This is a genomic window from Alteromonas sp. BL110, from assembly GCF_003443615.1.
Classification (GTDB): domain Bacteria; phylum Pseudomonadota; class Gammaproteobacteria; order Enterobacterales; family Alteromonadaceae; genus Alteromonas.
Genome location: NZ_CP031967.1, coordinates 4,114,377 through 4,132,125, shown reverse-complemented (window position 1 = coordinate 4,132,125; position 17,749 = coordinate 4,114,377). Strand labels below are relative to the sequence as shown.

General features: G+C 43.7%; 15 protein-coding genes. 11 read left to right on the top strand and 4 right to left on the bottom strand.

The annotated features are described in order from the left end of the window. Positions 1-111: 111 nt before the first annotated feature. A complete protein-coding gene (gene ligA / locus D1814_RS17940) occupies positions 112-2,148 on the top strand; it encodes an NAD-dependent DNA ligase LigA (RefSeq protein WP_118494981.1) in 2,037 nt (678 codons plus the stop codon). A gap of 184 nt (positions 2,149-2,332) precedes the next feature. Here the strand turns inward: ligA and D1814_RS17935 are convergent, their stop codons facing one another. Beyond that, the gene (locus tag D1814_RS17935; protein WP_118494979.1) at positions 2,333-2,860 is read right to left on the bottom strand and encodes a DUF2062 domain-containing protein; all 528 of its coding nucleotides are present in this window, start codon (positions 2,858-2,860) and stop codon (positions 2,333-2,335) included. A 120-nt stretch (positions 2,861-2,980) separates the two neighbouring features. Here D1814_RS17935 and D1814_RS17930 point away from each other — a divergent pair, with 120 nt between their 5' ends. The 6 genes from D1814_RS17930 to D1814_RS17905 all read left to right on the top strand — a co-directional run bounded on the left by D1814_RS17930 (position 2,981) and on the right by D1814_RS17905 (position 10,459). After that, positions 2,981-5,656 carry a DNA internalization-related competence protein ComEC/Rec2 gene (locus D1814_RS17930; RefSeq protein WP_232368921.1) on the top strand — a complete coding sequence of 892 codons (2,676 nt, stop codon included), beginning with the start codon at positions 2,981-2,983 and terminating at the stop codon, positions 5,654-5,656. Between the two features lie 243 nt (positions 5,657-5,899). Beyond that, a complete protein-coding gene (gene msbA, locus D1814_RS17925) occupies positions 5,900-7,648 on the top strand; it encodes a lipid A export permease/ATP-binding protein MsbA (protein WP_118494975.1) in 1,749 nt (582 codons plus the stop codon). Next, positions 7,645-8,676 carry a tetraacyldisaccharide 4'-kinase gene (gene lpxK, locus D1814_RS17920; protein ID WP_118494973.1) on the top strand — a complete coding sequence of 344 codons (1,032 nt, stop codon included), beginning with the start codon at positions 7,645-7,647 and terminating at the stop codon, positions 8,674-8,676. The genes msbA and lpxK overlap by 4 nt, the downstream gene beginning before the upstream one ends. Positions 8,677-8,681: 5 nt before the next feature. Beyond that, entirely contained in the window at positions 8,682-8,876 is a 195-nt protein-coding gene (locus D1814_RS17915) for a Trm112 family protein (protein ID WP_118494971.1), read from the top strand. 42 nt (positions 8,877-8,918) lie between these two features. Then, entirely contained in the window at positions 8,919-9,668 is a 750-nt protein-coding gene (gene kdsB, locus D1814_RS17910; protein ID WP_118494969.1) for a 3-deoxy-manno-octulosonate cytidylyltransferase, read from the top strand. Between the two features lie 131 nt (positions 9,669-9,799). Continuing rightward, a complete protein-coding gene (locus D1814_RS17905; RefSeq protein ID WP_118494967.1) occupies positions 9,800-10,459 on the top strand; it encodes an SDR family oxidoreductase in 660 nt (219 codons plus the stop codon). 142 nt (positions 10,460-10,601) lie between these two features. Here D1814_RS17905 and rimO read toward each other — a convergent pair whose 3' ends face one another. Beyond that, on the bottom strand, positions 10,602-12,050 hold the full coding sequence (gene rimO, locus D1814_RS17900; RefSeq protein WP_118494965.1) for a 30S ribosomal protein S12 methylthiotransferase RimO: 1,449 nt from the start codon (positions 12,048-12,050) through the stop codon (positions 10,602-10,604). Between the two features lie 322 nt (positions 12,051-12,372). Here rimO and D1814_RS17895 point away from each other — a divergent pair, with 322 nt between their 5' ends. Then, positions 12,373-12,843 carry a DUF2919 family protein gene (locus D1814_RS17895; RefSeq protein WP_118494962.1) on the top strand — a complete coding sequence of 157 codons (471 nt, stop codon included), beginning with the start codon at positions 12,373-12,375 and terminating at the stop codon, positions 12,841-12,843. A gap of 124 nt (positions 12,844-12,967) precedes the next feature. On the opposite strand, the gene D1814_RS17890 is transcribed toward D1814_RS17895, so the two are convergent. Both D1814_RS17890 and tcdA read right to left on the bottom strand, forming a co-directional pair. Next, complete coding sequence (locus tag D1814_RS17890; RefSeq protein ID WP_118494960.1) at positions 12,968-13,381, bottom strand: hypothetical protein; 414 nt, start codon at positions 13,379-13,381, stop codon at positions 12,968-12,970. A 111-nt stretch (positions 13,382-13,492) separates the two neighbouring features. Further along, complete coding sequence (tcdA, locus tag D1814_RS17885) at positions 13,493-14,269, bottom strand: tRNA cyclic N6-threonylcarbamoyladenosine(37) synthase TcdA (RefSeq protein WP_118494958.1); 777 nt, start codon at positions 14,267-14,269, stop codon at positions 13,493-13,495. A 219-nt stretch (positions 14,270-14,488) separates the two neighbouring features. Here tcdA and D1814_RS17880 point away from each other — a divergent pair, with 219 nt between their 5' ends. The 3 genes from D1814_RS17880 (at position 14,489) to D1814_RS17870 (ending at position 17,655) form a co-directional block, all read left to right on the top strand. Beyond that, complete coding sequence (locus D1814_RS17880; RefSeq protein WP_118494956.1) at positions 14,489-15,454, top strand: glutathione S-transferase family protein; 966 nt, start codon at positions 14,489-14,491, stop codon at positions 15,452-15,454. A gap of 31 nt (positions 15,455-15,485) precedes the next feature. Next, the gene (locus D1814_RS17875; protein ID WP_118494954.1) at positions 15,486-15,989 is read left to right on the top strand and encodes a GNAT family N-acetyltransferase; all 504 of its coding nucleotides are present in this window, start codon (positions 15,486-15,488) and stop codon (positions 15,987-15,989) included. A gap of 205 nt (positions 15,990-16,194) precedes the next feature. Next, on the top strand, positions 16,195-17,655 hold the full coding sequence (locus D1814_RS17870; RefSeq protein ID WP_118494952.1) for a phosphomannomutase CpsG: 1,461 nt from the start codon (positions 16,195-16,197) through the stop codon (positions 17,653-17,655). The last annotated feature ends 94 nt before the right edge of the window (positions 17,656-17,749 follow it).

Genomic DNA, 17,749 nt, shown 5'->3' with positions numbered 1-17,749 from the left:
TAAAAAGGCGGCGCTTTGCAGCTTTATTTGAAACAAAAATTGTTCGGGTTGAGTAGCCTAAGCAACAAATTGTAAAACTTTTAATTAATTATACGGCGTTAAAACAACTCCATGTCAGACTCTTTAGAACAAGCCAAGCAACAAGTTGCACAACTTCGCAACACGTTAAATGAGTACAATTACCAGTACTATGTACTAGACGAACCATCGGTTCCCGATGCCGTTTATGATAGAGATATGCAGGCGCTAATAGCACTTGAAAAGCAATATCCTGAATTGTACAGCCCAAACTCTCCAAGCCAGAAGGTGGGAGGCGCTGCGCTTTCTGCATTTGAGCAAGTTACCCACGATGTGCCTATGCTGTCGCTAGATAACGCCTTCGATGAAGAGTCTCTATTGGCGTTTGAGAAGCGCTTAAAAGACAGACTTAAAGATTCGGCGGTCTTGGATTTTAGCTGTGAGCCTAAATTAGATGGCTTAGCAGTAAGTATTTTGTACGAAAACGGTGAATTAGTTCGCGCTGCAACGCGGGGAGATGGTCAGGTAGGCGAAAACATCACCGCTAACGTGCGTACGATTTCAAATGTCCCTTTAACCCTTCGCGGCGATCACTATCCAGACCGCGTCGAGGTACGTGGTGAAGTGTTCATGCCGCGGGACGGCTTTGCGAAATTAAACGAATATCAAAAAGAAACGGGCGGGAAGGTGTTTGCCAATCCGCGCAATGCCGCTGCCGGAAGTTTGCGTCAGTTAGATTCGAAAATCACCGCTAAACGCCCGCTGATGTTTTATGCTTATTCGCTAGGCGTAGTACAACCAGAAAGCTTTGAACTGCCTACAACCCACAGCTCGCGCCTTGCTCAGTTAGGCAAATGGGGTCTGCCGCTTTGCCCAGATATTGATACTGCTGAAGGCGGTAAGGGGTGTTTAAATTACTACAACCATATTCTGGAAAAGCGCGACAACTTACCTTATGACATTGATGGCGTTGTGTTTAAGGTTGACCGTATTGAATTGCAAAATACCCTTGGTTTTGTCGCACGAGCACCACGTTGGGCGATTGCGCAGAAGTTTCCCGCGCAAGAGGAAGTAACTAAACTTGTAGATGTTGAATTTCAAGTGGGCAGAACAGGAGCGATCACACCCGTAGCGCGTTTAGAGCCTGTTTTTGTAGGGGGCGTAACCGTATCAAATGCCACACTCCATAATCAGGATGAAATTTCCAGATTGGGCGTTAAAGTTGGCGACACTGTTGTTATTCGTCGCGCCGGCGACGTTATTCCTCAGGTGGTTTCTGTAGTAGAAGCAAATCGAACGGGTAATGAAACTGACATTAGTTTCCCGAGCCAGTGCCCAGTGTGTGATTCACAGGTTGAAAAACTTGAAGATGAAGCCGTAGCTCGCTGTACCGGAGGATTAATCTGTCCGGCGCAACGCAAACAAGCGCTTAAACACTTTGCCTCGCGTAAAGCGTTTGATATCGATGGTCTGGGTGACAAGCTCGTTGACCAATTAGTAGATGCTGATCTTGTCCACAGCCCCGCAGACTTCTTTACCCTGTCGTTGGGTGACGTTGTTGGTTTAGAGCGTATGGCTGAGAAGTCTGCAAGCAAGCTTTTGGCATCCCTTGAGGCATCAAAGCAAACCACACTTGCTAAATTCCTATACGCTTTGGGGATCCGCGAAGTAGGGGAAGCGACCGCGGCTAACTTGGCTGCGCACTTTGAAACCTTGCAAGCGATCCGTGATGCATCTTTAGAAGCTTTGGTAGAAGTGCAAGATGTTGGTGAGGTGGTAGCTACCCACATTTTCAACTTCTTCAACGAGTCGCATAACACTGAGGTGATTGACGCGCTTTTAAATGAAGGAATCAACTGGCCCGCCATTGAAAAGCCTGATTCAGATAACTTGCCACTAGATGGTAAAACCTGCGTTATTACCGGTACGCTAAGTGAAATGGGGCGCTCTGATGCCAAAGCGCGCCTGCAGTTACTTGGTGCTAAGGTGTCAGGATCCGTAAGTAAGAACACTGATTTCTTAGTAGCAGGCGAAAAAGCCGGATCTAAATTAACCAAAGCCCAAGAACTAGATGTAGACGTGTGGGATGAAGCCGCGCTGGTTGCGTTTTTAGCAAAGCACGAAAAGTAATCACGTGAACTACACGCTAGGACAGGGGGAGTTTGAGGCTTTCCCATTAGGCGGTTTCAGTTTAGCGCACTATAAGTGCTAAACAAAGGTATCGTTACCTAACAAAAACGCCACATTTGAAATGTGGCGTTTTTTTTAAATCTTCTCGAAAGCAATTATTGCAGTTCACCTTAAGCGCATTTTGTTATTGAGCTGTTTGGCTGCGCATTTGTCTTCGTCTCTCCCACGCTTTTTTCACTTGAAAGCGCCATACCCAGTTTAATGAAAAGTAACCTGCTAAACCAAACACCACAGAGCAAATACCACAGCCGACAAGAAAAGCAGGGCCTATAGTGTTGATGCTTTCTACCACCCATTGCCAGCTAAATTGGAATTCAAAATGTTCAGGTTTGGTCCCAAGTACAGTAGTACCTACTTTATAAGCCCCATAAAATATGGGTGGAATAGTAAACGGGTTTGTAATCCAGACTGTTGCAACAGACAAGGGAAGGTTTGCTCGAAAAGGGATAGCTAAACCGGCAGAAAGCCACATTTGAAACGGCACTGGCCAGAACGCAAAAAATAAGCCTATGCCAAACGCGCCAGATGCAGAACGACGGTTCAGGTGCCATAAATTAGGTTCGTGCAATACGCTACCAAATATTTTTAACGCTTTGTTTTGCTTAATGCTTTGGTGATCTGGCAAAAAACGTCGAATAAATTTCTTAGGCATAAATATCAATGCATCTCGAAAATAAAATCATAAAAGACAGTAAAAATAACCGCAAACGGGACTGCGCATTACAGTTTTGCACGAGCAACGTTTACCCACTATCAATTGCTACGTGAAAACATGGTCAATCGTATCACAACTTGCTTAAGCTGTTTTTGCGTTGGCGCAATAAGTGCGGTTTTTTGGCAAAAACTTCCAAGTACCTACACCATGGCGCTGATGATTGCCATATTGGTGATAGCCATTGTCGTCATCTTGCTGTTTTCTTTAGCAAAACTTACGTCAAATCAGTCCATTTTAGAGGTGCAGCTATGTTGTGCAGTGAGCGGCTTACTGCTTGGTGTACTGTGGGTGGCGAGTGTAGGGCATTTTTACTACGCTTGGCAACTGCCCGACGGTAAAATTCAACAAGATGCCACAATTACGGGGCAAGTTTTATCGGGGGGATGTGTTCCTGAAAAAATAAGAAACGCAGAGACTGCTTTTCATTATGTGGTAAGCATTGCGACGGTAAACGATGAGAGCGTCGCAACATTTTTAGATGAAGGCATAGTGTCACCATCTCTAAACGTCTTTTTGTCTAACGCCTTTAGATTTAAAGCTCGCCTTGGACATAAGCAATATAAATTTTCATATGACAAAGCTGAGCGAAGGCTACCTACACTGCGTGGTTTAGAAGATATAAAGCGCGATTCGACATCTCAAACGTCAGAAAAGTCTGTTGAACTTAAATGTTTGCACAACGGCGATACGTTTACAGCGGTTGTTAAACTTAAACCTGCATACGGTACGGCAAATCCTGTTGGCGCGAGCCGCCAGCAGCAGCTGGTCAGTCAGTTTATTCACGTTACCGGATACATCAAATCTATAGAGCACGATAAAACGACGCATAGTCATTCATTGCGCTATGCGCTCGCGACATCATTAGAGGGGCTGAATCTTAAACATCTCACGTGGTGGCGGGCGCTACTGCTTGGCGATAAGGCTGGATTTACGAAAGACAACTGGGCGCTGTTACAGCGCACCGGTACCGGTCATATATTTAGTATATCCGGTATGCACTTATCACTTATTGCCGGGGTATGTTTATTAGCCTTTAACCCGATAATTTTCATACTCAGACAGGTTTTCGATATTTACGGCAATGTGCAGTACTTCTTAGCCAGCATAAAAAGCCCAAGATTATCGACAGGTAGTGGCGAGAGCAAAACTAATCGGCGTTCAAGTTTGTTAATGACTAGAGCGCCGATTAGAACCACGGTGCTCTGCTTACTTGTGGTTATTTGTTTTTATTACGCATTGTTAAGCGGCAGCGCCTTGCCTGTTGTGCGTGCGTGGGTGCTGGTAGCTATTGGCTGCGTGTTGTCGCTTTCAAGAAATGCATGGAGGCCAATAAATATTGCGCTAGCTATGCTCACGTTAAGCTTACTGCTTTTCCCGCTTTCTATGTTAAGTGCGAGTTTTTATTTAAGCGTAGGTGCGGTGGTGGGTATTTGGTTCTTAGTGACCGCATGGGGGCTACAGCGAACATCTTGGCATGTGTCGTTAATTAAGTTACAAATAGCGCTAACGCTAATAATGATGCCGCTAACGCTCATCTGGTTTGATAGTGCGAGCATTATTGCGCTAATAGCAAATTTGATTGCCTTACCCGTTATAACTTTGCTGCTGCCTGTTTGTTTACTCTCTCTATTGCTGCTTCATTTTATTCATTTGGGCCCAGTCCAACAATTTGCAAGCATACTATTTAATACAAGCGATGCGTGTTTGGGGTATTTATTGTCAACCTTGAACCTGCTTAGTCGCTTTTCAATAAGTGCTGTTAATACTCACCTTGGTAATGGTGCTATGCTATGTATGCTTGCCGCTTTAGTTATTTTTCTCTTGCCTGGATGGCGTTACAAGAAAATATGTATCTTACTTCTGTCCATTCCTTTTTTTAGTGCGATTCAAAAATTACTTCCCGTTAACGATAGACCTTGGACGCTTCACGTATTTGATGCTGGCCAAGCTAGTGCGATTGCTATCACTAAAGGGAGTAGAGCAATCATAATTGATTCGGGCGCTCAGTTTAGTGGTATTGCTCATACTGCAACTGCACATTTGCTACCTTTTCTTGAAAGTAAACAGGTTTCAAGCATCGATATCGTTATTCATACACATAGTGATAACGACCACGCAGGAGGTTTGCCTGCGGTCAAGCAGCATAAGTTGGCAACACAAGCCAGCTTTCATTCGCCGACAGAGGGATGCGAGCGAGGTAAGCGTATCCATTGGCAGAATCTAACCATTGATTTTTTATGGCCGCCGAAGGGTAATAAGAAAGATAACAATGCCATGTCCTGTGTGGTTAAAATTTCTAGTCAGGCTGGCAGCGTTCTTATACCTGGTGATATTGAGAAGGCGAGTGAGTACGCTTTGATTACCCGAGAAATAAATAAAAGTTTGGAAGTAGGAAGTGCGCTATTGTCGAGCTTTTCAAATTTGAGGGCAGATATTCTTATTGCGCCCCATCACGGTAGCAAAACCTCATCTACTGATATTTTCATAGAGCACGTGGCACCTGAGGCTGTGGTTTTTACCCAAGGGTTTGAGAATCGTTGGCAGTTTCCGGCAAGTGAAGTGGCTACACGGTATAACTATCATGGAGTAAAGCAGTATTTGACCAGTTATCACGGTTATATCAGGGCAACGTTTACTCATGGCGGTTATCGCATAGATACCCAGCGAGAAACCTTGCATAAGCGTTGGTATTTGCGACGCATAAGTCCGCGCCATCTAGAAGCGCAGCCCTAGCGCATCGACATGCAACACATCAACAGCCATCCCTGCATTCCCACGCATTGCTAGAAAACTTGCCAGCGCCCTCCGAGTGGGCAATTACCTATGAGGGTTGGTATTATAGTAAAGTGACCACACATTGTTCAGTTAGTTGGCAGACTAACCAATTTTGCCTCTATATTAGTGAATTAGAGTGAGAACGAGTACAATACTCTTAACGCGTTTTCGTTAACGTTTTAAACAGGTTAAAAAAACTACATGCAACAAGCCGACAACTCGGATTATCAAATTAAGCGCTTTTTACAGTATCTGAAAGCGTATAAAGTTCCTTTTGTGTTTGCCATTATCGGTATGATTGGTTATTCAGCGGTAGATACTTTTGTATTTTCTCAGCTACAGCCAATGATTGATGAATCGCTAGGTAATAACGATAAAGATTATCTGCGGTTGGCTGCCTACGCCATAGTTCCATTGTTTCTCTTGCGCGGCATTTTCAATTTTTTAGGCAGCTACACATTAAACTGGATCGGTGCCCAGGTTGTTATGCGCATGCGCCAACAGCTGTTTGATAAATACATCCATCTACCTGTGTCATTTCACGACAATCACGCGGTTGGCGGGCTTATCAGTAAGGTCACTTATGATACAGAACAAGTAGCTAACGCTTCCGGTAAGGCTTTGTTAACGCTTGTCAGAGAAGGCGCTTTGGTTATCGGTTTGCTGTGTGTCATGTTCTATTACTCATGGCAGCTTTCACTAATTTTCCTTTTGATTGGCCCAATCGTGGCGGTAATTGTTTCTATCGTCAGCAAGCGTTTTCGCATCGTTAGCAAAAGCATTCAAAAATCAATGGGCAACCTCACTTCATCAGTAGAGCAGGCGGTGAAAGGTCACAAGGTTGTGATCATGTTTGGCGGTCAAGAGATAGAGGAAAAACGCTTTAAACAAAAAAATAATCACAATCGCCAGCAGTCAATGAAGCTGCATGTGACTTCTATTTTAAGCGTATCGTCGATTCAGGTTATTGCGTCAATAGCGCTTGCTGTTGTTCTGTTTATTGCCAGTACGCCGGGCATGCTAGAAAAGCTTACCGCTGGTGTATTCATCAACGTAGTTTTTTGTATGGTAATGCTCCTGAAGCCTCTAAAACAGCTCACTACCATCAACAATCAGTTCCAAAAAGGCATGGCAGCCTGTGCCAGTATTTTTGAGATTCTTGATGAAGCTGATGAAGAAGATAAAGGTAAAAGAAAGGTTGAACGCGCAACCGGTAAGATAGAATTCGACGATGTAACCTTTTCTTACCCGGGCAAACAGACACCCGCATTGTCTAACGTGAGTTTTACCGCAAACCCCGGCCAATCTATTGCTTTAGTAGGGCGTTCGGGAAGTGGCAAATCGACAATATCTTCGTTACTTACGCGTTTTTATGTGCCGCAAGAAGGTGAAATACGCCTAGACGACATGCCGCTTAACGACATTGACCTAAAAAATCTGCGAGCCCAGTTTGCCGTTGTTTCACAAAATGTGACGCTATTTAACGATTCTATTGCAAACAATATTGCTTACGGTGCCCGTGAGAATGTATCTAGAAAAGAGATTGAGAATGCGGCTAAGATGGCCCATGTTGAAGAGTTCTTATCAAACCTACCGGATGGTTTAGATACGGTTATTGGTGAAAATGGACTCATGCTTTCGGGCGGTCAGCGCCAGCGTATTGCTATTGCCCGGGCGATCCTTGCCGAAGCTCCCATACTTATTCTAGACGAAGCGACTTCGGCCCTAGATACAGAGTCTGAGCGCTTAATTCAAGATGCTCTGGAAACGCTGCAAAAACGCTGTACCAGTATTGTTGTGGCGCACCGCCTATCAACCATCGAAAATGCTGATTGTATTATGGTAGTTGAGCAGGGCCGCATTCTCGAAAAAGGTAAACACAATGAGTTACTTGAAAAAGGCGGTCATTATGCACAACTACACGCACTGCAATTTGGTGAGGCTAAGTGATTCAATTGCAGAGTAAAACGAAGCACGACAAGTGGTATTTTGGCCATCCTTTAGTGTGGCTTCTCTCACCGCTTGCGCTGTTGTTTTACTTTGTCTCAGCCCTTCGACGTTTATTGTTCAAGGTAGGCCTTAAAAAAGCCTACAAGGCGAGTGCTCCTGTCATCGTAGTTGGCAATATTTCGGTAGGTGGAAACGGTAAAACACCGGTTGTATTGGCTTTAGCCGATTACTATCAAAAACAAGGTGTAAAGGTTGGTATTTTGAGTCGCGGGTATGGCGCTAAGTCGCCGTTTTATCCACGATTAGTTAACGGTGAGGATGATGCTTCTGAAGTTGGTGACGAGCCCCGCTTATTAGCTATAAGAAGCCAATGTGATGTAGTTATTGACCCAGTACGCGCGCGCGGGGCCTCTTACTTAAGTGACGAGCTGAAATGTAATTTAATTATCTGTGATGATGGCCTTCAGCATTACGCGCTCCATCGCGATGTTGAAGTTGTGGTCATGGATGACAGAAAGGTAGGGAGCGGTTTTTTGCTGCCAATGGGGCCACTGCGAGAAGGGCAATGGCGTTTAAACACAGTGGACGCGTTGATTCATAACAGTCGTACAATGCCAACATTCAATAATGCCGTAGCGCCTCAATATTTGATGACTTTGGTCGCAGGGGATTTTACCTGTGTTGCTAACAGAGTGAAAACCACAACGGTTGAAGAGATTAAAAAGGTGCCGTGCAGCGCAATTGCTGGAATCGGTTCTCCGCAGCGTTTTTTTTCTCAGCTTAACGAAATGGGTATTCAGCTTTCTTCTGCTACTCCATTGGCCGATCATCATGCAATAACGCCTTTAGATATACCCAATGGCAGAGTGTTAATGACGGAAAAAGATGCGGTAAAAGCGGCATCCTTCGCGCACAACGATTGCTGGTTTTTACCCGTTACCGCCCATTTGGCGCCAGACTTTTTTAATTTAGTAAACGTAAAACTTGCCAAAGCAGGTTTAAAGATTCACCAAAACGGACAGGAATAATAACAATGGCCTTTGATAAGAAGCTTTTAGAGGTTTTGGCTTGCCCAGTGTGTAAGGGAAAATTAGTACTTAGTGAAGACAACACCCAGTTGGTGTGCCGATTCGACAGGCTGGCTTTTGATATAAAAGATGGCATTCCTGTACTTATCGAAAGCAAAGCAACGGCATTGTCGATAGACGAAGTAGACGCAACGCGCTAATAAAAAGTTAAACTAAGTGGTAAGTAGGGGCGAATAAAAGTTATGTCATTTACAGTTGTGATACCCGCTCGATATGGATCAAGCCGGTTTCCTGGCAAACCTTTAGCGTTAATTGGCGGTAAGCCGATGATTCAACATGTCGTTGAGCGCGCTAAGGAGGCTGGCGCCGATACCATCATAGTGGCAACCGATGATGAGCGTATTAAAAACGTGGTGGCCGGTTTCGCCAAAGTTTGTATGACGTCTGTTAATCATCAGTCGGGAACAGAGCGTATTGCCGAGGTCGTCGAAAAAGAAGGGATTGAAAGCGCTACTATTGTGGTTAACGTACAGGGTGATGAACCCTTTATACCTGCAGAAAATATCAGACAGGTTGCCGACAATCTTGCGAATGCACCACAGTGTCAAATGGCTACACTGTCTACGCCAATCGAAAGTGTTGAAGACGTGTTTAATCCAAATATCGTAAAGGTATTGGTGAACGAAAAGGGAGAATCAATCTATTTCTCTCGTTCTCCCATTCCTTTTGAACGGGATCGCATGATGGCGTCCCCACAATCTGCAAACACGTCGCTGTACAAACGCCACATAGGTATTTATGCCTACCGCGCTCAATACGTTAAGCAATATGTGGCTTATGCACCTAGTTCACTGGAACAAATTGAGTCATTAGAACAGCTACGTGCTATATGGTATGGCGATAAAATTCACTGTGAAGTTGCGATAGCGCCGCCTCCGGTTGGAATTGATACACCAGAAGATCTAGAACGCCTTTTGAAGACTATAAATTAGCGAGAAACGAGTGCCGAAATAGGGCTTAGCACTTATTTATATTGAGCGATAAGTCCTAACGAATCAGCCAGTTCTTGTGAAAGGTTAATGAGACCTTTTTAAAGCATACACATTGTAACAAGGGAACCGTTATGAACGTAGTAATTACCGGTGGCAATAGAGGCATAGGCCTTGCGCTAACCAAGCAGTATAAAGCACGCGGCGCCAAGGTTTATGCCACATGTCGTAATAGCTGTGATGAGCTAAACAGTGCAGGTGTGACCATTATCAAAGGTGTGGATGTATCTCAGCCCGAGACATTAGCTGAGAAACTTGCCCCTTTAATGGACATCAACATCGATTTACTTATCAATAATGCGGGTGTACTTGGCCGTGAAAGTCTCAATGACTGGGACCCAAACACTATCGACTACCAGTTTCGCGTTAATGCGATGGGTCCACTTCTAGTTACACAAACACTGCTGCCTGCAATGGCGCAGGACAGCAAAATTGCGTTGATTACCAGTCGCATGGGTTCTATGGCTGATAACGGTTCAGGCGGTTATTACGGCTATCGAATGTCTAAAGCCGCGTTGAACGCTGCGGGTGTCTCTATGGCCAATGACTTAAAGCCTAAAGGAATAGCTGTAGGTATATTCCATCCTGGGTTCGTGCAAACTGAGATGGTAAATGGCGCAGGGGATATTGATGCCGATACTTGCGCCGAACGTTTGTCACAGCGTATTGATGAACTAGATGTGAATAACGCGGGACGTTTTATTCATTCAAATGGTGAAGTATTGCCTTGGTAAGCAATACCTTTCTCTTCGACGTTTCAGGCAAAAAAAAACCTATCGGCGATAATCCGATAGGTTTTCTATTTTTAACAAGTAACTGAAAAGGATAATAAGGTCGCTTTCTTAGCCCCATACTAAACCCTTTTTGGGGAGAGTATTAGTCTACTGAATCAGTATCTTCTTCGTCTTGATCATCAGACAGTACAGCCCACACGTCGTGCTCGTTAGCATGAATTACTTCTGCCCATACACGATCGCCTGGTTTTACATCATAAACACCGTTTAAGTGAACCAGGCCGTCAACTTCTGGTGCATCTGCGTAAGTACGACCTACAGCACCTTCTGCATCAACACTGTCGATGACTACTTGATATTCGTTGCCAATTCTCGCTTGTAAACGAGCTTGGCTGATTTCACCCTGTACTTCCATAAAGCGTGCAAGGCGGGCTTGCTTTATATCTTCTGGTACTGGGTCAGGCAGATCGTTTGCTCTTGCCCCTTCAACTGGTGAATATGCAAATGCGCCAACGCGATCAAGCTGCGCCTCGCGAAGGAAATCCAATAATTCTTCAAACTCTTCTTCTGTTTCGCCCGGAAAGCCGACGATGAATGTTGAACGAATGACCAGCGACGGGCACTGCTCACGCCACTTCTTAACGCGTTCAAGAACACGCTCGGCACTGCCTGGACGCTTCATCAATTTAAGGATGCGTTTATTGGCGTGTTGAAAGGGGATATCCAAGTACGGAAGAATTTTACCTTCGTTCATAAGCGGAATAAGGTCATCGACGTGCGGGTAGGGGTATACATAGTGTAAACGGACCCAGATACCCATTTCGCCAAGCTTTTCACACAGTTGCTGCATGTGTGCTTTAACCGGCATACCGTTCCAGAAACCTGTTCTGTGCTTAACATCAACACCATAGGCGCTGGTATCTTGTGATATAACCAAAAGCTCTTTCACGCCGGCTTCTTTTAAACGCTTGGCCTCATCAAGCACGTTACCTACTGGGCGGCTGACTAAGTCGCCTCGCATAGAAGGAATAATGCAGAACGTACAGCGATGATTGCAGCCTTCTGAAATCTTCAGATAAGCATAGTGACGCGGCGTTAATTTCACACCATGGTCAGGAATGAGATCTTCAAATGGATTGTGCTGTGGCTTAGGAAGATGATCATGTACTTGTTCAACTACCGTTTCGTAGGCGTGAGGGCCAGTAATCGCTAACACGTTCGGGTGAAGCTCTCTAATTTCGTCCTCTTTAACACCTAGACAGCCAGTCACGATAACTTTACCGTTTTCTTTAAGTGCTTCACCAATGGTATCTAGCGACTCTTCAACTGCAGCATCAATGAAGCCACAAGTGTTAACGATAACGAGATCTGCATCGTTATAGGTAGGGACGACGTCATAACCTTCGGTGCGAAGTTGAGTAAGAATACGCTCAGAATCAACTAAGTTCTTAGGGCAACCTAAGCTAACAAAACCAATTCTGCTGCCATTGCTTTGTTGCGAAGGTTTGTTATCACTTAATACCTTCACTGGCGTTTCTAGCGTGGTGGTTTTATTTACTACTTTGTTTGGATTAAACGTTTCTACTGTCATCTAAAATATCACCTGGAAAATGACTGAGCTTAAAATGGCCGCGGATTATACAGGAAAACCCGCGTAGACGCAGTATATATGTTTAGCGTTGACGATATAAGTTGTTAGCGCATACTTAAAATAGTGCGTAGAAAAACGTTTTTTGAGAGTATGAAATTTAAAAGCGAAAGAATATACGGCTTAAGCAACAATAAGAAGGTTTAAAAAAGCGTTGTCTACCCCCACTTTAGTCACTTCTTAGAGATAAATATCATCAGAAGCAATTATCATCAGAACTTATGGTGTTTTGAAGATGCAAAGTTGAAAACATAGAAGTGAAAATATGCTCAAATTACCGCTAGCTTTTTACGATGAATCAGGGAGAATTCTGCCGCCCCGTTGGCTCTATAGCATGCTTATTCTTCTTTGCATTGATTGGTTAGCGTTTATATTTTCGCTAGCCTCTCGCACCCAAACCAGTGAATTACTCGCATTCTTTTACCCACAAAAAGAAAGCTTGGGTTTAGGGCTAGCAGCCAGTTTACCCGTGTTAATTGCATTGTCTTTAGTTAGCCAGCGAGAACGTTTGTGGAAAAAAGAGTATTTAGCATGGCGAAAATGGGTTATACCACTGTCTCAGTTGGGTGTGCTAGCACTCTTAAGCGTTCAGCTATACTACGCTATGCATCATCATTGGGGGTTTGAAACTATTACGGGCGTGAAAATCGTTTTTTACAGCATAGCTTTATATGCTATTTCAAAGAGTCGCCACCTAAAGTGGATGGTAGAGGATTGGGAGACGCCCAATCCCTGAAAGTATGGGCCTTCAGAACCAACACCGAGAGATGCGTTAACCGACAGAAGCGTCAACCGAGAAAGCCAGCAACCGTGCAACTTAATCGCACTGAAGTTTAATTAAGGACGAGGCCAATAAATAACTAGTGGCTGCCCAAGTGATTGGCTAACGCTTGTTCATAATAAGAATTAACGCTTATTTGACTATCGTTTACCAGACGTTCATAGCAAATTCCTGCTAGGGCATAGGTGTTTTCACCAACCTGAAGAAAAACTGCTGGCGCTTTTGGGTTGGACTGATCGTAAATCCACTCGCCATCTAGCTGCGCTTTTAAAATTTCGCCGACATAAGCGCCAAAAATATTACATATGGTGAAGACCGCTTCATCTTCTAAGGCTAAATCGTGATATTTATCTACAAAGCTAAGTAAAATATCATCTACCAATTTTACACTAGCAGGTGAATGGTCGAGTACAATTTCGAACTCATCAGCTGCAGTAACCACAGCGTCCTTCGCGCAATCTGCCATTAATTTATTGAGTTCATCAGGTGACATTTTGTTCTCCTTCTCACCAATGCTTTTAATACACCAAGTTAACGCTTAAAAAGCCCTGAGACCAAGGTGTTATATGTTTTTAACTATTGTGCGTAAGTTATCGGCTAAAGTCTATTTTTGTCCAGTTAATCTATTAATTACACTTGCAGCGGCGAACATGCCAAATGTGGCAGTTACCGTCACTACAGCACCAAAGCCGCCTGCACAGTCAAGTCGTGTACCGCCTTCCATCGCAGACTTATTGTAGCAAACCGAACCGTCTGGCTGTGGATAGCGCAATTGCTCAGTAGAATAAATACATTCGACCCCGAAGCGTCGTTTAGGATTTTTACTAAAATTATAGTTACGTCGAAGTTCGCTGCGCAGCTTTGCAGCAAGGGGATCTTGAGTTGTTTTAGCTAAGTCCCCCTTAGTCACTTGCGTTGGATCTATCTGTCCGCCTGCGCCGCCAACGGTAACAATGGGAATTTTATTGCGTTTACAGTGCGCAATCATTGCAGCTTTAGCGCGAATACTGTCAGTCGCATCAACCACAGCGTGCATGTCTTTATTTAGCAATGTGGCTGTATTTTCAGGCGTAACGAAATCCTCGACGCATATCACGCTGCAAGCTGGGTTTATCAAATTAATGCGAGCTGCAATAGCATCGACTTTTGCTTCTCCGATGGTATTTGATAGCGCATGTATTTGTCGGTTCGTGTTTGTTACGCAAACATCATCCAAATCAATAAGCGTAATAGTGCCTACGCCCGAACGAGCCAGTGCTTCGGCAGTCCAACTTCCTACACCACCAATGCCGACTACGGCTACATGACTATTGGCTAAATTATTGGTTTGCTGCGCGCCATACAAGCGCACGATACCACCTAAACGAGGGTCATCAGACATGCTTCACTTCACTTAAAAAATAAACTAATAAAGGCGTGTGCTAACGTTAAAACGTGCAAACACGCTAGCAGGGCGCGCATCATCTCAAAAGTGAACACTAAAGATCAATACACTCCAGTTTTTTCGAATAATAAATCCAATTTTAAGCAACATACGTTCAACCCATTACATGTTTAAATGAATCCACTGTTTAGTGATATATTGAAAAGGGAGAGGCATATGGGCTTACTCGTTGATGGAAAGTGGCAAGATAAATGGTATGACACCAGCAAGAACGGTGGCAAATTCGAACGTCAAGCATCTAAGTTTCGTGACACAATTAGCAAAAACGAAGAAGCAACCTTCCCAGCTGAGTCAGACCGTTATCACCTTTACGTTTCGTTAGCCTGCCCATGGGCGCACAGAGCGCTTATATTTAGGAAGCTTAAGGGACTGGAATCGCACATTGATGTTTCTGTGGTACATCCAGAAATGCTCAATGAAGGATGGGAATTCAAAAACTATCCGGGGTCGACGGGTGATAAGCTCTATGGTTTTGATTACGCACACCAAATATACACTAAGGCTAAGCCTGAGATAACCACTCGTGTTACCGTTCCAATTCTTTGGGACAAGCAAACTGAAACCATCGTGAATAACGAATCAGCGGAGATTATTCGTATTTTTAATAGTGGGTTTAACTCATTGACTAATAATAACGACGATTATTACCCGGAAGCGTTACGTGAAGAAATCGATACCATCAATAACATGGTATATCACGACATTAATAACGGTGTATATAAAGCTGGTTTTGCTACTACGCAGGAAGCTTATCAGGAGGCAGTCAGCGCCTTGTTTGACTCGCTGGATAGGGTTGAAGAAAGGTTGAGTAAACAACGCTATTTGGTTGGCAACCAAATTACAGAAGCTGACTGGCGTTTATTTACTACGCTTATTCGCTTTGACGTTGTCTATCACGGGCATTTTAAGTGTAATAAAAAGCAAATTGCAGACTATCCAAACATTTACGGCTACATGAAAGAGCTTTATCAGGTACCGGGTGTTGCTGAGACGGTAAACTTCGACCACATCAAACGACACTATTATTACAGCCATACAATGATTAACCCAACGCAAATTATTCCTGTAGGGCCAGAGCAAGATTTAATGTCGCCTCATGATCGCGACAAGTTTGAAAGCTAAAGGTTAAGTTCGTTAAGGAGCAACACTACCAATGCATTTTGAAAGCGTCGCCGAAAAACACGTGCTATCACTTTTAGAATTTGAGCGTAATAATAAAAGCTATTTTGAAAAGTCTATAGCACCGAGAGAGGCGGCGTTCTATTCAATAAATGGTGTTGGTAATCACGTTAGTGAATTGCGCTACTTACAACAACAGGAAAGAGCATGGGGCTATGTGCTTGTTGATAAGCCGCGAAACAACCAGATAATAGCCCGTGCTAATATCAAAAATAGACAAGGCAACAGGGCGGAAATTGGCTATAGAGTTGCCCAAAAAGAAAGCGGTAAGGGCATAGCATCTCGCTCTGTTTTATTTTTGATAGACGAGGCCAGAAGCCTGGGCATCACAACGCTTTGTGCTGAAGTCATGGATAACAATCCTGCTTCTGAAAAAGTACTTATAAAAAGTGGCTTTAATCCTACTTTATGTTTTTATCACAAGTATCTGCATCAAGGTGTTCTGTATAACAGTACCCATTTTGAACTTTCGCTTTAGGTTCATTGATTAAAATGGCGATAGCCAAACGCTGTCTTATTCAAATTGAAATAGTATTTCACTCTCCCTAATGATTTAATACTAGTATATTTAAATACACGTTTTCTTCTCTTTTGCGATAAATATAAAGGGCGCTATACCCCTATAGTCGTAAGAGGTGGTAATGTAATCATAAATAGTTAAAACACAGGGAATTTCTATCTAAATGGCAACCCCAATTACCTGCTTTAAAGCGTACGATATCCGTGGCGAATTAAATTCACAGTTAACTGAAGAGGTAGCGTACCGAATTGGCTATGCTTTTGCACAAGAGCTCGCAGCAAAGACTGTTGTTGTTGGTAGCGATGTGCGACTTACTTCCACTCCGCTGAAACTCGCGTTAAGCGCAGGTCTTATCGATGCTGGTGCTACTGTGACTGACATTGGCATGGCAGGAACCGAAGAAATTTACTTTGCTACCAAACACCTTGGCGTTGATGGTGGTATTGAAGTTACTGCCAGCCACAACCCTATCAACTACAACGGTATGAAACTGGTAAAAGCAGGCTCAGTGCCTATTAGCGGAGACACAGGCCTTAACGCAATTAAAGAAAAGGCAGAAGCGTTAGAAGACACCTACGTGTCAGAACGTTTGGCACACTATACCAATGAAGTGAAAATTGACGCTGACGCGTTTTTTAACGGCACTGCACATGTAGATGAAGCGAAGCTTTCACAAAGTGATAAATACACTGTTAAGTCGTGTATGACTGACTATGTTTCTCACATGCTTTCTTATGTCAATCTAAGTAATTTCACACCACTAAAAGTGGTGGTTAATGCCGGTAATGGAGCAGCAGGACCAGCACTTGATGCCATCGAAAAAGAAATGAAGCTTCAAGGTGTACCGATTGAGTTCATAAAAGTGCACCACAACGCAGATGGTACATTTCCAAACGGCATACCCAACCCATTGTTACCTGAAAACCGTGCTGATACGGCAGACGCTGTTAAAGCGTCGGGTGCTGACTTCGGTATTGCATGGGATGGTGACTTTGATCGCTGCTTCTTATTTGATGCAGACGGTGAATTTATTGAAGGGTATTACATAGTTGGCTTGCTTGCGGAAGCCTTTATCGAAAAAAACACCGACAGCAAAATCATTTATGACCCGCGAGTGTACTGGAATACAGAAGATATTGTGGCGAATGCAGGCGGCACACCTATTAAATCTAAAACAGGCCATGCGTTTATTAAGGAGCGTATGCGTAAAGAAGATGCTGTTTACGGTGGCGAAATGAGCGCGCATCACTATTTTAGAGATTTTGCCTACTGTGATTCGGGCATGATCCCTTGGCTATTGATTGCTGAATTGGTGTGCGTGAAAAAACAAACGTTAGCGAGTATGGTAAAAGCGCGAATTGAAGCGTTCCCATCTTCTGGTGAAATTAACAGTAAACTGAAAGATGCTGACACAGCGCTAGAACGCGTTACTAGTAAATATCAGCCACTAGCCAGCGTAATCGATACTACCGATGGTTTAGGTCTGGAGTTTGGTACTTGGCGCTTTAATTTACGTAAATCGAATACTGAGCCAGTTATTCGCCTGAATGTTGAAAGTAAAGGCGACATTGCGTTAATGGAACAAAAAACAGAAGAGCTACTTTCGCTTATTCGCGCTGAATAACTAGGGTAGTTTTCGTTAATAACGCAAACGAAGGCGATAATATATCGATATTATCGCCTTTTTTATTTGCTTGATTTAAAACTCTTAGATCTTT

Coding starts and splice junctions, on each gene's coding strand:
- ligA (WP_118494981.1), top strand. CDS start 112: ATGTCAGACTCTTTAGAACAAGCCAAGCAACAAGTTGCACAACTTCGC.
- D1814_RS17935 (WP_118494979.1), bottom strand. CDS start 2,860: ATGCCTAAGAAATTTATTCGACGTTTTTTGCCAGATCACCAAAGCATT.
- D1814_RS17930 (WP_232368921.1), top strand. CDS start 2,981: ATGGTCAATCGTATCACAACTTGCTTAAGCTGTTTTTGCGTTGGCGCA.
- msbA (WP_118494975.1), top strand. CDS start 5,900: ATGCAACAAGCCGACAACTCGGATTATCAAATTAAGCGCTTTTTACAG.
- D1814_RS17915 (WP_118494971.1), top strand. CDS start 8,682: ATGGCCTTTGATAAGAAGCTTTTAGAGGTTTTGGCTTGCCCAGTGTGT.
- kdsB (WP_118494969.1), top strand. CDS start 8,919: ATGTCATTTACAGTTGTGATACCCGCTCGATATGGATCAAGCCGGTTT.
- D1814_RS17905 (WP_118494967.1), top strand. CDS start 9,800: ATGAACGTAGTAATTACCGGTGGCAATAGAGGCATAGGCCTTGCGCTA.
- rimO (WP_118494965.1), bottom strand. CDS start 12,050: ATGACAGTAGAAACGTTTAATCCAAACAAAGTAGTAAATAAAACCACC.
- D1814_RS17895 (WP_118494962.1), top strand. CDS start 12,373: ATGCTCAAATTACCGCTAGCTTTTTACGATGAATCAGGGAGAATTCTG.
- D1814_RS17890 (WP_118494960.1), bottom strand. CDS start 13,381: ATGTCACCTGATGAACTCAATAAATTAATGGCAGATTGCGCGAAGGAC.
- tcdA (WP_118494958.1), bottom strand. CDS start 14,269: ATGTCTGATGACCCTCGTTTAGGTGGTATCGTGCGCTTGTATGGCGCG.
- D1814_RS17880 (WP_118494956.1), top strand. CDS start 14,489: ATGGGCTTACTCGTTGATGGAAAGTGGCAAGATAAATGGTATGACACC.
- D1814_RS17875 (WP_118494954.1), top strand. CDS start 15,486: ATGCATTTTGAAAGCGTCGCCGAAAAACACGTGCTATCACTTTTAGAA.
- D1814_RS17870 (WP_118494952.1), top strand. CDS start 16,195: ATGGCAACCCCAATTACCTGCTTTAAAGCGTACGATATCCGTGGCGAA.